The 17,684-nt window shown below is 32.1% G+C and carries 13 protein-coding genes; 11 read left to right on the top strand and 2 right to left on the bottom strand.

The window, feature by feature from the left end; genetic code table 11:
• Position 1 precedes the first annotated feature (1 nt).
• Positions 2-2,131 carry an OmpA family protein gene (locus FLACHUCJ7_RS10070; RefSeq protein WP_180908811.1) on the top strand — a complete coding sequence of 710 codons (2,130 nt, stop codon included), beginning with the start codon at positions 2-4 and terminating at the stop codon, positions 2,129-2,131.
• A gap of 92 nt (positions 2,132-2,223) precedes the next feature.
• Positions 2,224-2,706 carry a hypothetical protein gene (locus FLACHUCJ7_RS10065; RefSeq protein ID WP_180908810.1) on the top strand — a complete coding sequence of 161 codons (483 nt, stop codon included), beginning with the start codon at positions 2,224-2,226 and terminating at the stop codon, positions 2,704-2,706.
• A gap of 80 nt (positions 2,707-2,786) precedes the next feature.
• On the opposite strand, the gene FLACHUCJ7_RS10060 is transcribed toward FLACHUCJ7_RS10065, so the two are convergent.
• Complete coding sequence (locus FLACHUCJ7_RS10060; RefSeq protein ID WP_180908809.1) at positions 2,787-3,167, bottom strand: DUF1573 domain-containing protein; 381 nt, start codon at positions 3,165-3,167, stop codon at positions 2,787-2,789.
• Positions 3,168-3,457: 290 nt separating this feature from the next.
• On the opposite strand from FLACHUCJ7_RS10060, the gene FLACHUCJ7_RS10055 reads away from it, so the two are divergent.
• The 5 genes from FLACHUCJ7_RS10055 to FLACHUCJ7_RS10035 all read left to right on the top strand — a co-directional run bounded on the left by FLACHUCJ7_RS10055 (position 3,458) and on the right by FLACHUCJ7_RS10035 (position 12,637).
• Positions 3,458-6,091, top strand: coding sequence for a valine--tRNA ligase (locus FLACHUCJ7_RS10055; RefSeq protein WP_180908808.1), 2,634 nt, complete (start codon positions 3,458-3,460; stop codon positions 6,089-6,091).
• Positions 6,092-6,576: 485 nt separating this feature from the next.
• The gene (locus FLACHUCJ7_RS10050; protein ID WP_180908807.1) at positions 6,577-7,722 is read left to right on the top strand and encodes a hypothetical protein; all 1,146 of its coding nucleotides are present in this window, start codon (positions 6,577-6,579) and stop codon (positions 7,720-7,722) included.
• Positions 7,723-8,239: 517 nt separating this feature from the next.
• The gene (locus FLACHUCJ7_RS10045; RefSeq protein WP_180908806.1) at positions 8,240-10,063 is read left to right on the top strand and encodes a leucine-rich repeat domain-containing protein; all 1,824 of its coding nucleotides are present in this window, start codon (positions 8,240-8,242) and stop codon (positions 10,061-10,063) included.
• Positions 10,064-10,652: 589 nt separating this feature from the next.
• The gene (locus FLACHUCJ7_RS10040; RefSeq protein ID WP_317170893.1) at positions 10,653-12,011 is read left to right on the top strand and encodes a sensor histidine kinase; all 1,359 of its coding nucleotides are present in this window, start codon (positions 10,653-10,655) and stop codon (positions 12,009-12,011) included.
• Positions 12,008-12,637, top strand: a complete 630-nt coding sequence (locus FLACHUCJ7_RS10035; protein WP_180908804.1) for a response regulator — start codon at positions 12,008-12,010, stop codon at positions 12,635-12,637. The genes FLACHUCJ7_RS10040 and FLACHUCJ7_RS10035 overlap by 4 nt, the downstream gene beginning before the upstream one ends.
• A 177-nt stretch (positions 12,638-12,814) precedes the next feature.
• On the opposite strand, the gene FLACHUCJ7_RS10030 is transcribed toward FLACHUCJ7_RS10035, so the two are convergent.
• Complete coding sequence (locus FLACHUCJ7_RS10030) at positions 12,815-13,492, bottom strand: DUF4294 domain-containing protein (protein WP_180908803.1); 678 nt, start codon at positions 13,490-13,492, stop codon at positions 12,815-12,817.
• An 82-nt stretch (positions 13,493-13,574) separates the two neighbouring features.
• Here FLACHUCJ7_RS10030 and FLACHUCJ7_RS10025 point away from each other — a divergent pair, with 82 nt between their 5' ends.
• The 4 genes from FLACHUCJ7_RS10025 (at position 13,575) to FLACHUCJ7_RS10010 (ending at position 17,586) form a co-directional block, all read left to right on the top strand.
• Positions 13,575-14,663 (top strand): M42 family metallopeptidase, encoded by a 1,089-nt coding sequence (locus tag FLACHUCJ7_RS10025; protein ID WP_078229954.1) that lies wholly within the window; start codon positions 13,575-13,577, stop codon positions 14,661-14,663.
• A 71-nt stretch (positions 14,664-14,734) separates the two neighbouring features.
• A complete protein-coding gene (locus FLACHUCJ7_RS10020; protein ID WP_180908802.1) occupies positions 14,735-15,409 on the top strand; it encodes a DUF3575 domain-containing protein in 675 nt (224 codons plus the stop codon).
• A gap of 141 nt (positions 15,410-15,550) precedes the next feature.
• Positions 15,551-16,231, top strand: coding sequence for a response regulator transcription factor (locus FLACHUCJ7_RS10015; protein WP_180908801.1), 681 nt, complete (start codon positions 15,551-15,553; stop codon positions 16,229-16,231).
• Positions 16,228-17,586, top strand: coding sequence for a sensor histidine kinase (locus tag FLACHUCJ7_RS10010; protein ID WP_180908800.1), 1,359 nt, complete (start codon positions 16,228-16,230; stop codon positions 17,584-17,586). Before FLACHUCJ7_RS10015 ends, FLACHUCJ7_RS10010 begins: the two co-directional genes overlap by 4 nt.
• Positions 17,587-17,684: the final 98 nt, after the last annotated feature.

Genomic DNA, 17,684 nt, shown 5'->3' with positions numbered 1-17,684 from the left:
TATGGAAAGATTATTTGTTATTATATTCGTATTTTCTATACAGTTTATAAACGCTCAGGATCAGGATTTGGCAAGAGCCAAACGTTTTTTTGACAGAACATATTACGTTGAAGCGATTACATTATATGAAAAATTAGCTAAAGGAAAACCTTCTCAGGAGGTTATCAAAAACCTGGCAGATTCGTATTATTATACCAATGATCTGATAAAAGCCCAGCGTTATTACAGACTTTTAATTAAAAATTACGATAAAGATTTAGACAGGAATTATTATTTTAAATATGCTCAAACCCTCAAAGCGACAGAAAATGCGGAAGAAGCAACCGAAGCTTTAAAAACATATTTCTCAAAATTTGAAAATAGTGAAGATTTGGCCAATTTTGAAAAGGAAGCTAAAACTTTAGAAAATGTTTCTGCAATTGGAAATCGTTTCGAAATTAAAAACTTAGCTATAAATACACCAAATTCCGAGTTTGGAGCAGTAAAATATAATGACAGTCTGGTTTTTGCGGGAGTTAAACTAAAACCGGGATTATTTGATAAAAAGTATAAATGGGATAATGCGACCTATTTGAATCTTGTAGCTGTACCAATCAAAAATAGCAATTCACCAGATCAGATTACGCATTATTTTTCGAATGAATTAAAAACCGGAATGCATGAGTCGAATGCTGTTTTTACAAAAGATGGCAAAACAATTTATTTTACCCGTAATAATTCTAAAAACGGCAGTAAAAGAAAAAATGTGGAGAAAATTTCAAATCTTCAAATTTTCAAAGCCGAATTGGTTAACGGAAAATGGACCAATATAATTTCGCTTCCTTTTAACAGTGAGAATTATTCGGTAGAGCATCCTGCATTAAGTGCTGATGAAAAAGTATTGTTTTTTTCTTCTGATATGCCGGGAACAGTGGGTTCTTTTGATATTTTTTCAGTAAATATAAACCAGGGCGCTTTTGATATTCCTAAAAACTTGGGATCAATTATTAATACAGATAAAAGAGAACAGTTTCCGTTTGTTTCAAAAGACAATAAACTTTATTTTTCGTCTGAAGGTCATTTAGGATATGGTTCGCTTGATATTTTTGTTTCTGAAATTAAAGTAAAAGAATACGAAAAGCCCGTAAATGTTGGTTTGCCTGTTAATTCCAATTTAGATGATTTTTCATTCTATTTTGATTCAGATACAAAGGAAGGTTATTTTGCATCCAATAGAAAAGGAGGAAAAGGCAGTGATGATATTTATGTGTTAAAAGAAATTAAGGAGTTAATTGTTGAAGATTGCAAACAGTTTATTACAGGAGTAATAACAGATGCTGATACTAAATTAGCTTTAGAAAATGTCACCGTAGAACTTCAGGATTCAAATAAAAAACAATTGAATGTAGTGACAACAACTGCCGACGGGAAATTTAGTTTTACTGTGCCTTGTGAAACTTCTTTTACTGTGCTGTCTTCTAAGGAAAATTATACTAACAACTCAAAATCGTTAACTTCAGGGAAGACCAGAAATACAAATAATGATGCTTCTATGACATTGAAATCTTTAGAAATTATCAAGCAGGAAGAAAAACAGATTGCAGAGAATAAAAGAAAACAGGAACTTATTATAGAAGAAGAAAATAAGAAAAAAGAGGCTTTGGCTGTTATCGCTTTAAAAGAAGCAGACAAAAAAGCTAAAGAGGATAAAATTGCTGCTGCAGAAGTTAAGAAAAAAGAGAAAGTTGATCAGATCCTGGCTCAGGAAAAAGATGTCGTGAAAGACAAAGACAGGCTGATTATAAAAACGGATCCTATCTATTTTGATTACAATATGTGGTATATCCGAAAAGAATCAAAAGTGGTTTTAGGAAGGGTAGTAGAATTAATGAAAAAATATCCGGGAATGGTAATCGAAATTGGATCACACACTGATTCAAGGGGAAATGCTAAATTCAATGAAGATTTATCTCAAAAAAGAGCAACCTCTACCAGAGAATTTATCATACAATCCGGTATTGATTCTAAGAGGGTTACAGCAAAAGGGTATGGGGAATCTGTTCCAATTATAAAATGTAAAACAGATGATGCCTGTTCAGAAGAAGAACACGAATTGAACCGAAGATCTGAATTTGTAATTAAAAATTTATAGATTTTGAATAATAAATTAACTAAGAAGCCTTTTCATTGGCTTCTTTTTTATTATTTTTATGAGGATAATCATGAAATTAAAAATATTCAATTATGAGAAACCTAGTTTTATCTTGCCTGATTTTGCCTTTAATTGCATTACAAAGCTGTAAAAACGATGAAAAACAAAAAGCAGCTGAAGCAGCAAAAGCCGATGGAGAAAAGATTGTAAGTACACAATGCTATCAGGCAACTTATGAAAATGATATCATTGATTTAAAACTGAATACTTTAAAAAACGGAAAAATTAATGGTACTATGTTGATGAAAGTTGTAGATACTCCGGAAAGAACAGGAGAAATTACAGGTGAATTTCATGGAGATACTTTATTTGCAGATTACACTTTTCATGATGCCACAAATAAAAATAATAAATTCAAAAACCCAATGGCATTTTTAAAAAAGGATAAACAGCTTATTTTAGGAAACGGAACAATGCAGACTACAATGGGCGTAACGTATCTGGTAAAAGACAAACCAATTGACTTTGAACGTGTGAAATATAAATTTGTTAGCATTGATTGCGTTAATAAATAAAGAATTAAGAGAACAAAAAACCATAAAAAAACCGTTTCAAACTAATGAAACGGTTTTACTATTTTTCGTTGAAATTATTTTTATAAAACTTCACCTTTAATTTTAAGAGCTACTCTTCCGTCAGGGTAATTTACAGCATTGGTTTCAACGGTAATCGTTTTACGGATTGGTCCTGCAGTCATGTTGTATTTTACGTCAATTTTCCCTTTTTTGCCAGGTAAAATAGCTGCGCTTGGTTTTGTAACGACTATCGTGCTTAGTGTTGACTGAGCAGAAATTATTGTTAAGGGAGCATCTCCGGTATTTGTAAATTCAAAAGATCTGACAGCATTATCGCTTTTTGAAATTTTTCCGTAATCAATAGTGTTGTCCTGAGCTGAAAATTCAATTTTAGGACCGTTTTGAGAATAACCCGTTACGCTAAACAGTACGATTACAATAAATTTAATAACATTTTTCATTTTGAAATTGTTTTTAAGATAGGAGTAAATATACTTTCTTTTAATTAATACACAAATTATTATTTCGCTTTTTATAGTGTACTTAATTATTTACTTTTGCTGTCGGTTATAATTACAAAAATTGAACCAGTTTTTTTGTTTAACTGTTTAATCGTTTATTTGTTTAATCGTTGAGATTGATTTATAAATGATTTTTTAAAACAGAAAATAAGAAAACAAATCAATTTGAAATTCGATGATCAAAACCGATTAAACGGTTAAACAAATTAACGATTAAACAACCCTAGTAAATGACAATTCCAGCACAATTTGACGCTAAGACGATTGAGAATAAATGGTATGATTACTGGATGAAAAATAACTATTTTCATTCAGAACCAGATCATAGAACACCGTACACCATTGTAATCCCGCCGCCAAACGTCACTGGAGTCCTTCACATGGGACATATGTTGAATAATACAATTCAGGATGTTTTAATTCGTAGAGCACGTTTAAAAGGTTTCAACGCCTGCTGGGTTCCGGGAACAGATCACGCTTCTATTGCAACTGAAGCAAAAGTAGTAGCGAAATTAAAAGCAGAAGGAATCAATAAAAACGATTTGACCCGCGAAGAATTCCTAAAACACGCCTGGGAATGGACAGATAAATATGGCGGAACAATCTTAGAACAGCTTAAGAAATTAGGTGCTTCCTGTGATTGGGAACGTACCAAATTCACTATGGATCCGGATATGTCTGCTTCTGTAATTAAATCGTTTGTAGATTTATACAACAAAGGATTAATTTACAGAGGATACCGAATGGTAAACTGGGATCCGGAAGCGAAAACAACTCTTTCTGACGAAGAAGTTATTTATGAAGAACAACAGGGGAAATTATTTTTCTTAAAATATAAAATCGAAGGTTCGGAAGATTTTCTGACCATTGCTACAACACGTCCGGAAACTATTTTTGGAGATACTGCCATCTGTATCAATCCGAACGATGAGCGTTTTACACATTTAAAAGGTAAAAAAGCGATCGTTCCAATTTGCGGAAGAGTAATCCCGATTATCGAAGACGAATATGTAGATGTAGAATTCGGAACAGGATGTTTGAAAGTAACACCTGCGCACGACATGAACGATAAAACGTTGGGTGAAAAACACAACCTTGAAATCGTTGATATATTTAATGAAGATGCGACTTTAAACAGCTTCGGATTACATTATCAGGGAAAAGACCGTTTTGTAGTTCGTACAGAAATTGCAAAAGAACTGGAAGAAAGCGGAGCTTTGGCTAAAACCGAAATCCATTTAAATAAAGTGGGAACTTCAGAAAGAACCAAAGCCGTAATCGAACCAAGATTATCGGATCAATGGTTCCTGAAAATGGAAGATTTGGTTAAACCAGCAATTAAATCGGTTTTAGAAACGGGAGATATTAAATTACATCCAAAACGTTTCGAAAATACATATGCACACTGGTTAAACAACATTCGTGATTGGAATATTTCCCGTCAGTTATGGTGGGGACAACAAATTCCGGCGTATTATTACGGAGATGGAAAAGAAGATTTTGTAGTTGCTAATGACAAACATGAGGCAGCTGCAATATTAGAAGAAACAAAAGGAATTATCATTACAGATTTTGACGAATTACGTCAGGATTCTGATGCATTAGATACCTGGTTTTCATCTTGGCTTTGGCCGATGTCTGTTTTTGGCGGAATAATGGATCCTGAAAGTGAAGACTTTAAATATTATTATCCAACAAATGATTTGGTTACAGGTCCGGATATTTTATTTTTCTGGGTTGCCAGAATGATCATTGCAGGTTACGAATATGCAGGCGAAAAACCATTTACAAACGTATATTTAACTGGTTTAGTTCGGGATAAGCAGCGTCGTAAAATGTCTAAATCATTAGGAAACTCTCCTGATCCTTTAGATTTAATTGATGCTTTTGGTGCCGATGGAGTTCGTGTAGGATTGCTTTTAAGTGCTTCTGCAGGAAACGATATTATGTTTGATGAAGAATTGTGTAATCAGGGAAAAGGGTTTTCAAACAAAATCTGGAATGCTTTTAAACTGATTAAAGGCTGGGAAGTTTCAGAAACTATCGCACAGCCGGAATCTTCAAAAGTTGCCATCGAATGGTATGAAGCAAAATTACAGCAGACTTTAGTTGATATTGAAGACAATTTTGAAAAATACAGAATTTCAGATTCATTAATGGCTATTTATAAATTAGTTTGGGATGATTTCTGTTCTTGGTTCTTAGAAATGATCAAACCTGCTTACCAACAGCCAATTGACAGCGTAACTTTCGCTAAAGCGATCGAAATGTTAGAAAGTAACTTGAAATTGTTACATCCTTTCATGCCTTTCTTAACAGAGGAAATTTGGCAGTTAATTGCAGAAAGAACTCCGGAAGAAGCTTTAATTGTTTCAACCTGGCCGGAATTAAAATCTTTCGATACAAAATTAATTACCGATTTTGAAAATTCTATTGAAGTGATTTCAGGAATTAGAACAATCAGAAAAGACAAAAATATTCCGTTTAAAGATGCAATCGAATTAAAAGGAATCAACAGCGAAAATGTTTCAACTTATTTTGATTCGATCATAACCAAATTAGGAAATATTTCTGCTTTCGAATATGTTTCTGAAAAAGTAGACGGCGCATTGTCTTTCCGTGTAAAATCAAATGAATATTTTATTCCGATTACTGGAAATATAGATGTTGAAGCTGAAATCAAAAAGCTGACAGAAGAGTTGAATTATACTAAAGGATTCCTGAAATCTGTTGAGGCCAAACTTTCAAACGAGAAATTTGTAAACGGAGCTCCCGAGAAAGTTTTAAATATAGAAAAACAAAAACAAGCTGATGCATTAGCCAAAATTGCTACAATTGAGCAGAGTCTGGCTGGATTAAAGTAAAGATCAAACTTAGTTTATAATGTTAAGACCCCGACAGAATTTTAAATCTGCCGGGGTTTTATATTTTTCAAGGCATATTTTAGAACTGACTAAACGTCAGAATTAAACAATAAAAAAGCAATCGATTTTGATATTCAGGAACCCATTTTACTCATTTTGAGTAATATCGTTTTTCTTATAATAACAGCTATTTCGCTTAAAAAAAGCTATAGCATTACTAACTATACTCTCGCCGAAGTGTTCTTTTATAAGAATGAGTAAAGGTCTCTTTTTTACGCTATTTTAAATTAAAAAAAAACAACACTTGTCAAAAGGCACCATCTTCTAGACTTAAATGAGCTGGAGTTTTATCAGGGAAAACCCCTAGAAAAAAAAATCAAGAATAACTCTGGAAATTAATTCATTAGGCAAATGTAGCTTGCAGTAGTAAAAAAATTACAATTCTATTTTTATTAAAACAATATCAAAATAAAAACTGTAACTAAATGAAAACAAATTTCAAAACAATCTTTTTTATACTTGTCGCAACTACTTTCTCAATTTTATCCTGTTCAAAAGAAGATGATACAACCCCCTCAGATTTAAAATCAACGGATGTTTACATTGTTGGAATTACCCGAAATACCAGCAATAAAGCAATACCAACTATATGGAAAAATGGAAAACCTACGATTTTACCTTCCGACAATAACATTAACACTACGGGTTTTAGAATTACTGTAAGCGGTAATGATGTGTATGCCATAAACGGAAATTTTGATGAGACGAATGCCATAATACTCTGGAAAAATGGAATATCTAGTGTAGTGGCCGAAAACGCCATTGCTGAAGATTTAATAGTAGAAAACGGTGATGTTTATATTTTGGGAAGAAAAGGAAATTCTTTTAGATACTGGAAAAACGGAGTAGAAACCATACTTACCAATGGATTAAGCAACAACTTTGTAAGTGATATGGTAGTTGTTAATGGTGATGTTCATATTACAGGCTCTGAAAATAATGGCTCTAAAAATGTTGTAAAATATTGGAAAAATGGAGCTGCAACTACAGTCTCAAATCCAAGTTTCAGAGCTTTTGCTAATGGCATCTCCGTCAATGGTTCAGATATTTCCATTTTGTTTAGTGAATTAACAGCAGATAACACATACACACTAAAAGTTTGGAAAAATGGAGTGATTTCGACTTTAGAGTCTGGAATATTCAATGATTTTAGCATTGGAAGAGGAAAAATTGTTACCACTTCATCCGGCACATTTGTAACGGCACGTTTAGCCATTAGTAATGAAAATAGTAAAATTGGATTTTGGAAAAATGGATTAAAAACAAATTTAACCTCTGGAATTACTTCTTCATCCCCTTTTGATATGAAAGTTATCGAAAATGATATACACATTATTGGTATTGAAAGAAATCCAGGAACTTCTGGAAGATCAGTTTTGAAATACTGGAAAAATGGTCAAGAAACTGTTTTAACATCTGATGCCGACGGAAACATCTTCAATCCTGCAATAGCCATTTCAAAAAATGGTGATGTACACATTACAGGAAAGAATAAATATTTTTTGAATAATGCACCAACCGTTTTAGAAGGAAATGAACCTGAGGTTTTTGATATTGTTACTGTAAATTAATATTTTTCTGTTTGTAGGCTGCAATGATAATTGTATGAATGGTGAAATATAAAAAAATGTTTTTTTCACAATTTTTGGAAGTAGCTAAGCAACGCATCTTTAGACGCTATCTTCATCTAAAACGATACAATTTATACAAGCGGGATATGAAACGGTTAATTCCAGAGTAACGAAACTAGATGTGGAACAAAAGTTCTGGAACGATTTTGATAACCAATTTAGCAAAATCTTACTATTCCTATTCTGTTTTTTGAAATAGAAATAGCTTTTGTGCTTCTTTACCAACAACTCCTTTTTTGCAACAAAAACAGTAGTTGCAATGAATTTATTTGTTTTTTCTTGCTGTAAATACAGCAAAAAAGGAATGCCAGGTTGATAGCAATAAACAACAGTACACAATTAAAAACCAAAGAACATTTTCAAAAAGTGAAAATGCTTCTTTTAAACGATGATATTTATTCAGCTCAAAAACAGTTGAATATCTAAAAAAACTAAAAAAAATTAAACAGTAAAAGTCATGAAAAAAATACTAATTATACTATTTGCAATAATAAGCACTAGCGCTTTTGCACAAAATTTTATATTTGACGGTATCAATTATACCATTACAGATGCAACCAATTTTAAGGTTACTGTAGCCAGTAATGTGAGTTTTTCGGGTGATGCTAACATCCCAAATACGGTTGTGTATAATAACCAAAATTATGAAGTTAATGCTATAGCCGTTAAAGCTTTTTACAATTGTTTGAGTTTAACTTCAGTTACTATTCCGAATTCGGTTACTTCTATTGGAGAAGATGCTTTTTACAATTGTAGAATTTTAACTTTAGTTACTATTCCTAATTCGGTTACTTCTATTGGTGAGGGAGCCTTTGAATTTTGTGTAAGTTTACCTTCTGTAACCATCCCTAGTTCTATTACTGTTATTCAGGGGTATGTTTTTGCCAATTGTTTTTCATTAGCTTCTGTAACAATTCCTGCTTCGGTCACCTCTATTGGCGAGGCTGCTTTTTATTATTGTTATAGTTTAACATCAATTGTTATTCCTGATTCGGTTACTTCTATCGGTCAATTTGCTTTTAGAAAATGTTTAAATTTAACATCGATAACTATTCCTGATTCGGTTACTTCTATAGCAACAGAAACTTTTGGAGAATGTAAGAGTTTAACTTCGATAACTATTCCCAATTCGGTCACTTCTATAGGCAATGTTTCGTTTAATGCGTGTATTAGTTTAACTTCGTTTACCATTCCTAATTCGGTAACGTCTATTGGCGAGGGTGCATTTCAAAATTGTTCAAAACTGGTTTCGGTTACTATTCCCAATTCGGTTACTACTATGGGGTCTTATGCCTTTTATAATTGTATAAAATTAGCATCGGTTACCATTCCTGATTCAATGACTTCTATTGGAACTGGAATTTTTTATGAATGTTCAGGATTAACTTCGGTTACGATCCCAAATTCAGTTACATCTATAGGTAGTACTGCCTTTTATCGTTGTTATAAATTAACTTCCATCACTATTCCTAATTCGGTTACATCTATTGGAGCCAGCGCATTCTCTGGCTGCTATGGCTTAACTTCTTTTACCATTCCAGATTCAGTTACTTCTATAGGTAGCGCTGCTTTTCATCAATGTATTGCTTTACCTTCGATAATAATTCCCAATTCGGTGACAGCTATTGCAACGGATACTTTTGCCTATTGTGCGGGATTAACTTCTATAAGTATTCCTAGTTCGGTTACTTCTATCGGAGAGACTGCTTTTCAAAATTGTATAGGTTTAACATCTATAAGCATTCCTGATTCGGTCACTTCTATAGGTGCTTATGCCTTTTATGAATGTAAAAAATTAGCTTCGGTAACAATTCCTAAATCAATAACTACTATTGCCAATGGCGCTTTTTCGTATTGTCCGGTCCTAACTACGATAAATTGTTATATTCCGACTCCTTTAGTAATTAATACTACGGTATTTCAAAATGTGAATCAGGCAGTATGTGCTTTGAATGTGCCTACAGGAACCGAATCATTGTATGAAGCCGCCGCCATTTGGACCAATTTTAATCCCATAAATGGAACTTTAGCCACCGATATTTTTGAAGCTAAAAATACATTTTCAATATACCCCAACCCAACAACAGGAATTATTTCTATTTCAAATCCAGAAAACCTTCCCATTGAAAAAATCGAAATTCTAGATATTTTAGGTAAAACAATTGCTATTAAAACTGTAAATAGGGACCAAATAGATATTAGTAACATTACAAGCGGCATTTATGTTTTAAAAGTCCATGTCGGAGATAGTATTTTGAACAAAAAAATCATAAAACAATAAAGCGTTTGTTTTTTATGTCACTATTGTGGTTCTATCTTTTTTGTTATTAAAGAGCAAATACAGACTGTTTTTTTTCTTATTTTTATATACAAAATGGATTGCTATACAAAAGCTTTTTTTAGATTTGTTTTGTTTAATGCAAAATCTCTTTTTATTAGATGATTATCTTGTATTTAGTTATAAAAGAGTAAGAAACTATTTGAGTAATAAATTCCAAAATCAAATAATAATAATGGAATTTGTATGACTGTTAACGAATAGCCGAAATAGCTTTTTTTGCCGTCTCATCAATAGTTGATGATGTGCCACCAACAATTTTGTTTAACTGTTTTTTTCTAAAAAAACAGTTTTAGCTTCTTTTACAATTTGATCTAATGTTTTCATAATTAAAATATAGAGTTTCTAAATATAAAAACATCAAAAACAGAATAGTGTTTTTGAATCCAAATATGGATGTTGCGAGTTCGTCTGCCGTAATATCTTATACTATTTCTATTGATTTAAATAAAGTAAAATGATGCAAATAGAAAAACTACTCCTAACTTACAAACCATTTTCTTTAATTCTTTTAAAGTAACAGTGAGTCTATATGTATGAATTTATGTGGAATTGCACCATATCTTATTTGATCCTTTTTTTGGTGTTAAGCATTTTTATGTCTATTTACAACGTCGAAAAAAGTTTTAAATTTTATGGAATGTATCTTTTTACAATCATTATATATCTTTTTACAAAAAATGAATACCTGTATCATTTATACCTTGAAAATCTTAAACTGCTTTTTAATCCTGTTGATGCACTCCGTTTTTCAGGTTTTTTCAATTGGTACTTACAAGTTCTCTTTTATAATTTTTATTTCATTTTTTCAATTTATTTTCTTGATTTAGAAAAACACACTCCTGTTGTTTCCAATAGAGTTATAAAAATATTATTATTTTTATTTATTTTCTTCACGATATTGTTTTTCATCACGTTTCAATTAAACAAGTTCCAAATATTCTTTACTTTTTTTTATTATTTGTACCTGCCATCTGTTTTAATTTTATGTTTATATGCTGTGCCAAAAGCATTAAAATATTCTGGAAAGCATAAGTATTGGTATTTAATTGGTTTGACTATTTACATCTTTTTTGCACTATTTTCTTTTTACATTACCGTATTAAAATTAGCACCCAATTCGATACTTTATTTTTCTATCGGAATAATACTCGAAAATTTTTGCTTTGCATTAGGTCTTGCCTACAAAACCATATTGACAAATGATGAATTAAAAAAAGTCAATTCACAATTAGAAATTGATAAACAAAACCAGGAAATAGCCACATTAGAAGCCTTGATTGATGGAGAAGACAAAGAACGAAAACGAATCGCACAAGAACTTCACGATGGTCTAAACAGTGATTTATCTGCCATAAAATACCATTTGTCAACACTGGAAGAATCGGGTTTAAGTGTTATTGATACTGAAAATTTGAATAAAGTCATCAATATGATAGATGAATCCTGTGCGCAAGTACGCAGTATTTCACATAATTTAATGCCTTCGTCTATTTTAGAATATGGATTAATCGAAAGTATTGGCGAATATTGCATTAAAATTAAAAGTTCAGATAATTTCAAAATTGATTTTCAGACCTATGGCGATTATATCGCTTTATCCAAGAAAAATGAAACAGTTGTGTATAGAATTATTCAGGAATTAGTAACTAATATTCTAAAACATTCCAAAGCTACAGAAGCAATGATTCAATTCAATTACAGAGAGGATGAACTTTTTATAACCGTAGAAGATAACGGAATTGGTTTTGATAAAAGTGCGGTTTCAAATGGAATTGGATTAAAAAACATCAATACCAGAATTGCTTTTTTAAATGCTCAATTAGACATAGATAGTTCCGCTTCAGGCAGCTCTTATACCATTTCCATCAATTTAAATAAAATAAAATGATTCCAATTGCTATCACTGACGACCATCCCATTGTAATTGAAGGAATTAAAACGATGCTTTATTCGAATAAAGAAATACAGTTACAGCAGTCATTTGAAAACATCAAAAATACTATAGAAAGTATCAACTCCTCTATAAATGTATTGTTGTTAGATATTAATTTACCCGATGGAAATGGTATAAATGCTTGTAAAGACTTGCTAAAAAAGCACCCTGATTTAAAGATAATTGCCCTGACTAATTTTGAGGACAGTATTTTTATAAAACAAATTTTAAAGAATGGTGCGATGGGCTATTTGTTAAAAAATACCAGTAAAAAAGAACTTATAGAAGCCATAAAAGAGGTCGCTAATGGAAATCGCTATTTACCGAAACACATCCAGGATATTTTACTAAATGACTCGATTGGTATAAACCAGACGTCTTCTTTTATTCCAAAATTAACCCAAAGGGAAAAAGAGATTCTGCAGTTAATTATTCAAGAATTTACCACTGAGGAAATAGCAGTGAAATTATTTATAAGCGCAAAGACTGTAGATTCTCATAGAAGTAATTTAATACAAAAATTAGGAGTCAGAAATTCTGCCGGCCTGGTTAGAGTTGCATTAGAAAAAGGATTGGTATAAAACAAAAACGCATTCTAAATAGAAACAAATTTAACCTTAATTTTCATAATAAAGAACTCAATATTAGTGTGGCTCCAATCCATTTAGGGCCACACTAATATTCTTTTTTGGGATGTAATCTCTGTTTTATTGAAAAAACAATAACTTATATTGTTATGAATGTACCTTTTTAAAAGCTTATTTCTTATTAAGCTCTTCTACTTTTTTTTCCCAATGTGTTTCAAGGGCACCGTAATCAATTGGATTTGCAGGTTTTTGATTGGCTAACCTGCCCGATTCAAATGCCCTGACAAGAATGGTCTCTATCAGGTAATCTTCGCTGACTTCAAAGGGTTTATATTCTCTTTTTAAACTAATGTCAAACATATTGGCCGTAGCATTTGATACAAATGCCTTGAAACCGCTTTTCAAAGTTTTTACCAATTCGTATGTTGTTATTCCAGTCTGTCGATTGATAAGTTTTACTAAAATTTGCCCTTGTTTTCGCGAAAGTTTTTTTAACCTCGCCTCAAACTCATTATTGAGGTAATCTTCAACGATTTTAAAATATTTTTTCTTCTCACGGCTGGTTTTTAAACGTGCCATTCCATTGTTTAGTGCTGTTAGTCGGTCTGCAGCCAATCTTGCATACGGATAGACTTTGTAAACTCTGTTTTGAAGAATCAGGAATTGTTTTTGTGCTTCGGGATCCAGCTTCTCTTTTGAAATGATAATTTCAGGCAACTCAATAGTATCACCCAAAATTGAATCATTCTCTCTAAGCGTGTAGCCCATTTCACTCTCTTTAGGCGTAATCTGTGCTTTCGCAGCAAAAGAAATTAAAAGAAAACATAAAATATAAGTTGTAAATCTCATGGAATATATATTTAAGTGTAAAATTATACATTATATACACAACTGTAATACCAAATTTATAAATTAGCAAAAAAATATTTTTATGAGCACACAATCTATCTTAAAAGATACCTCAATTGCTTTTCTGGAAAGCTACCTAAATAACGCTTCGCCGACAGGTTATGAAAGCGAAGGACAAAAAATCTGGATGAATTATCTGGAACCTTATGTAGATACTTTTATTACGGATACTTACGGAACTGCCGTTGGTGTTATCAATCCGGATGCCCCATTCAAAGTAGTGATTGAAGGGCATGCTGATGAAATTTCGTGGTATGTAAATTATATCACAGATGATGGTTTGATATATGTAATCAGAAACGGAGGATCTGATCACCAGATTGCACCTTCAAAACGAGTAAATATCCATACCAAAAAAGGAATTGTAAAAGGAATTTTCGGATGGCCGGCAATTCATACACGTTTACGAGATAAAGAGGAAATTCCGAAACTAAGCAATATTTTTATTGATTTAGGTTGTGAAACAAAAGAGCAGGTTCTGGAAATGGGTGTTCACGTTGGTTGCGTGATAACTTATCCAGATGAATTCATGATTTTAAACGAAAATAAATTTGTTTGTCGTGCCATCGATAATAGAATGGGCGGTTTTATGATTGCCGAAGTAGCACGTTTATTGAAAGAGAACAATAAAACGCTTCCGTTTGGTTTATATATTGTGAATTCTGTGCAGGAGGAAATTGGTCTTCGCGGTGCCGAAATGATTTCGCAGCGAATCAAACCAAATGTTGCTATTGTGACGGATGTTTGTCATGATACTACAACACCAATGATTGATAAAAAAGTTGAAGGCGATCTTAAAATAGGCAAAGGACCTGTTATTGCTTACGCTCCGGCGGTACAAAATAATCTGAGAGAATTAATCGTCGATACAGCCGAGGAGAAAAACATACCTTTTCAGCGCCATGCGACTTCCAGAGCTACTGGCACGGATACTGATGCTTTTGCTTACAGCAATGGAGGCGTAGCTTCAGCATTGATTTCGTTGCCGCTTCGTTATATGCATACGACTGTTGAAATGGTTCACAAGGAAGATGTTGAAAATGTGATTCAGCTGATTTATGAATCATTATTGAAAATCGAAAACAACGAAACTTTTTCTTATTTCAAATAAGAGATAATTTGTAATGTTAACTTGGTTGTATTGATTTTTGAACTTTAAAAGAAATTTATTAAAAAGAATTAATGAAAAGAACTATAGTAATTTTAATTGTGATGCTCTCAGCTTGTGTTTATTCACAAGAATCAAAAGAAAGAAATTGGGGCATAAAAATTAATCCAGTTCAATTAATTGATATTGCTTCATTTCCAACTTTACAATTATCTGTTGAAAGAAAAATAAATTATTATTCAAGTTTGAATATTGAAGTTGGCTATCAACTTTATGATTTTACAAATACGGATACCATTTTTTTAAAGCCAAAAGGATTTAAAACCAATATCGAAGGACGAATTTATTTGCAAAAACTGTTTAACTCAAGAGTTAAATCTAAACGAAGTGAGTTGTACGCGGGTATTCAGGTATTTTATAGAGAGAATCAGAGAAATAATTTTATAGAATATGTTCCGATTGATCCAATAAATGAAGATGAATATTTGGATGATTTTGGAGTTAAGAAAACCGCTAAAGGAATTAATTTAACTGTAGGTAATCAATTTTCATTTGCAAGATTTATTTTAGAGCCATTTGTAGTATTTGGTTATATGAATAGAAAAACAATCAATAGCGATCTTGAGTATGATGAAAGTAAACATTCTTTGAATATGAATCATGCTTTTTTTCTAGGTAGCGATTTGGAAAGTAATTCAGGAGATATGTTCAATTTTGGACTTGGTTGCAGGCTTGGATATAGATTTTAAACACATAAAATCAGAGCATAAAGGCTGGCTATATGAAGAAGGTTTGAGATTTGTTTTTAAGTTTTGAACTTGGATCATTGTAAAACCTGAAATCTTCATATGGCAGAGACTTGACAGTCAGATTAACTAATAAAAATATGCATGAAAATTTTACTGCTCGAAGACGATTTTACTTTATCCAAAGAAATAGCGGTGTTCTTTGCTTCAAAAGAATTCGAGTGCGTTCCTTACTATGATGGTGGATTTTTGCTCCGGAAATATTTTTCGAATGATTATGATTTGATTATTCTAGATATCAATGTTCCCGGTATAAACGGAATCGAAGTTTGTAAAAAGATTCGTGAAGTTGATAAAAAAACGCCCATAATCATGCTGACCGCTTTTAGTGAAATCGAAGACAAGCTGGCTTCTTTTGATAGCGGTGCAGATGATTATCTGGTAAAACCTTTCCATTTTGAAGAGTTGTACGCCAGGATTTCTTCTCTTTTAAGACGAAAGGAAATTCCGCAGCTGACAGAAGAAAAGATTATAATTCAGGATTTGGAAATTTTAGAATCAGAAATGAAAGTATTCCGCGCAGGCGAAGAAATCAAACTTACGCCTAAAGAATTTAAACTGATTCTGATTTTGGCTCAGGCCAAAGGGAAAGTGCTTTCAAAACAATTCATAGCCGAAAAACTGTGGGATTATCATATTGAAACCAATCAGAATACCATTGAAGTTTACATTAATTTTCTTCGAAAAAAAATCGATAAAGACCACGAAACAAAACTAATCCGAACTAAAATTGGTTACGGATATTATCTAAGCGACCAGGAATGACATTAAAAAACAGGATATCACTTTTAGTAAGTCTGCTCTTTACAATTCTTTTTGGGCTGGCTTCTACTGTGATTTTTGTATTGTATTCTAATTTTCGAAAAGAAGAGTTTCGTGACCGCTTGGAGATAAAAGCACTTTCAAATATAAAACTTCTCGTAAATGTAAAAGAAGTTGATGATCAGCTTTTAAAAATGATCGATCAGAATTCAATCAATAAATTGTATGATGAAAAAACGCTGGTCTTCGATTCTCATTTTAAACTGATTTACAGCAGTATTGATGATGCCAAAATTAACTGGTCTGTTGACGATTTAAAATACCTTAAAAAGCATAAAACATTTTTTAAGCAGCAGGGCGATTACGAAGTTTACGGCGTTTTTTATGATACCAAAGACAGGGATTTTTATGCCTTAATATCGGCGACAGATGATTATGGCAAACGAAAATTACTTTTTTTAAGATACACATTAATTATATCCTACATTTTTTTTACCTGTATTTGCTGGGTGTTGACCTCTTTGATGATAAAAAAAGCCATGAACCCTTTAAGTATTTTTCATCAAAAAATTAAAAATATAAACGAGAACAATCTGGACACCCGTGTGGAATCCAAAAGCAATAAAAACGAAATCGACCTGATTGCCAATGAGTTTAATTTTATGATGGACAGAATCGAGGTTTCGTATCAAAAACAAAAAGAATTTACGGCTCACGCCTCACACGAACTCAGAACTCCTTTATCGAGAATAACGGCACAAATTGAAAATACAATTGCCGATTCGGAAACATCTCTTAAAGGAAAATTTTTTTTAAACACCATTTTATCAGATGTTAATCATTTATCGGAACTGATTCATTCTTTACTGGTGTTGTCTAAAATTGATACAAACACTGCTGCCAACGATGAAATTCAAAGGATGGATGAAATTCTGTTTTCGGCCATTGAAAATTTAAATAAAACCTTTCCTGATTTTGTTATTCTTTTCGAGATAGAAGAAAGCGAGAATCTCGATACGGCCTTAGAAATCAAAGGGAATAAAAACCTTTTGGAAATTGCTGTGAGTAATGTTCTAAAAAATGCCTGTGTTTACTCGGATAACAAACAGGCAAAAGTCAAAATAAGTACTAAAGAAGATCATTTGGTGATTTCAGTTTTAAACACCGGAAAAACACTCAGCGAAAACGAACAGAAAAATCTTTTTCAGCCTTTTATGCGTGGCGAAAATTCAAAAGGAACTTCCGGTTTTGGACTGGGCTTGCGTATTGTAAACCGAATCTTAATGCTTCATAATGCAAAAATCAATTATAGCGTACCTGCAGAAAAGACCAATTTATTCGAATTGATTTTTCATTAATCAAATCTCCTTATAAATTTTTAAGCACTTTTTAAGGTCTTTCTTAAGGTGTCTTAAAGTCTCTCAATAGCATATTTGTATCAAATAAAAATGATACG

Source organism: Flavobacterium salmonis (assembly GCF_903819435.1).
In the GTDB taxonomy this organism is placed as follows: domain Bacteria; phylum Bacteroidota; class Bacteroidia; order Flavobacteriales; family Flavobacteriaceae; genus Flavobacterium; species Flavobacterium chungangense.
Note: the sequence above shows the minus strand (reverse complement) of the source record. Positions and strands in the feature narration are given on the sequence as shown.

What these genes read in the sequence shown, in the direction of transcription:
- FLACHUCJ7_RS10070 (WP_180908811.1), top strand. Translation starts at nt 2, where the DNA reads ATGGAAAGATTATTTGTTATTATATTCGTATTTTCTATACAGTTTATA.
- FLACHUCJ7_RS10065 (WP_180908810.1), top strand. Translation starts at nt 2,224, where the DNA reads ATGAGAAACCTAGTTTTATCTTGCCTGATTTTGCCTTTAATTGCATTA.
- FLACHUCJ7_RS10060 (WP_180908809.1), bottom strand. Translation starts at nt 3,167, where the DNA reads ATGAAAAATGTTATTAAATTTATTGTAATCGTACTGTTTAGCGTAACG.
- FLACHUCJ7_RS10055 (WP_180908808.1), top strand. Translation starts at nt 3,458, where the DNA reads ATGACAATTCCAGCACAATTTGACGCTAAGACGATTGAGAATAAATGG.
- FLACHUCJ7_RS10050 (WP_180908807.1), top strand. Translation starts at nt 6,577, where the DNA reads ATGAAAACAAATTTCAAAACAATCTTTTTTATACTTGTCGCAACTACT.
- FLACHUCJ7_RS10045 (WP_180908806.1), top strand. Translation starts at nt 8,240, where the DNA reads ATGAAAAAAATACTAATTATACTATTTGCAATAATAAGCACTAGCGCT.
- FLACHUCJ7_RS10040 (WP_317170893.1), top strand. Translation starts at nt 10,653, where the DNA reads ATGTATGAATTTATGTGGAATTGCACCATATCTTATTTGATCCTTTTT.
- FLACHUCJ7_RS10035 (WP_180908804.1), top strand. Translation starts at nt 12,008, where the DNA reads ATGATTCCAATTGCTATCACTGACGACCATCCCATTGTAATTGAAGGA.
- FLACHUCJ7_RS10030 (WP_180908803.1), bottom strand. Translation starts at nt 13,492, where the DNA reads ATGAGATTTACAACTTATATTTTATGTTTTCTTTTAATTTCTTTTGCT.
- FLACHUCJ7_RS10025 (WP_078229954.1), top strand. Translation starts at nt 13,575, where the DNA reads ATGAGCACACAATCTATCTTAAAAGATACCTCAATTGCTTTTCTGGAA.
- FLACHUCJ7_RS10020 (WP_180908802.1), top strand. Translation starts at nt 14,735, where the DNA reads ATGAAAAGAACTATAGTAATTTTAATTGTGATGCTCTCAGCTTGTGTT.
- FLACHUCJ7_RS10015 (WP_180908801.1), top strand. Translation starts at nt 15,551, where the DNA reads ATGAAAATTTTACTGCTCGAAGACGATTTTACTTTATCCAAAGAAATA.
- FLACHUCJ7_RS10010 (WP_180908800.1), top strand. Translation starts at nt 16,228, where the DNA reads ATGACATTAAAAAACAGGATATCACTTTTAGTAAGTCTGCTCTTTACA.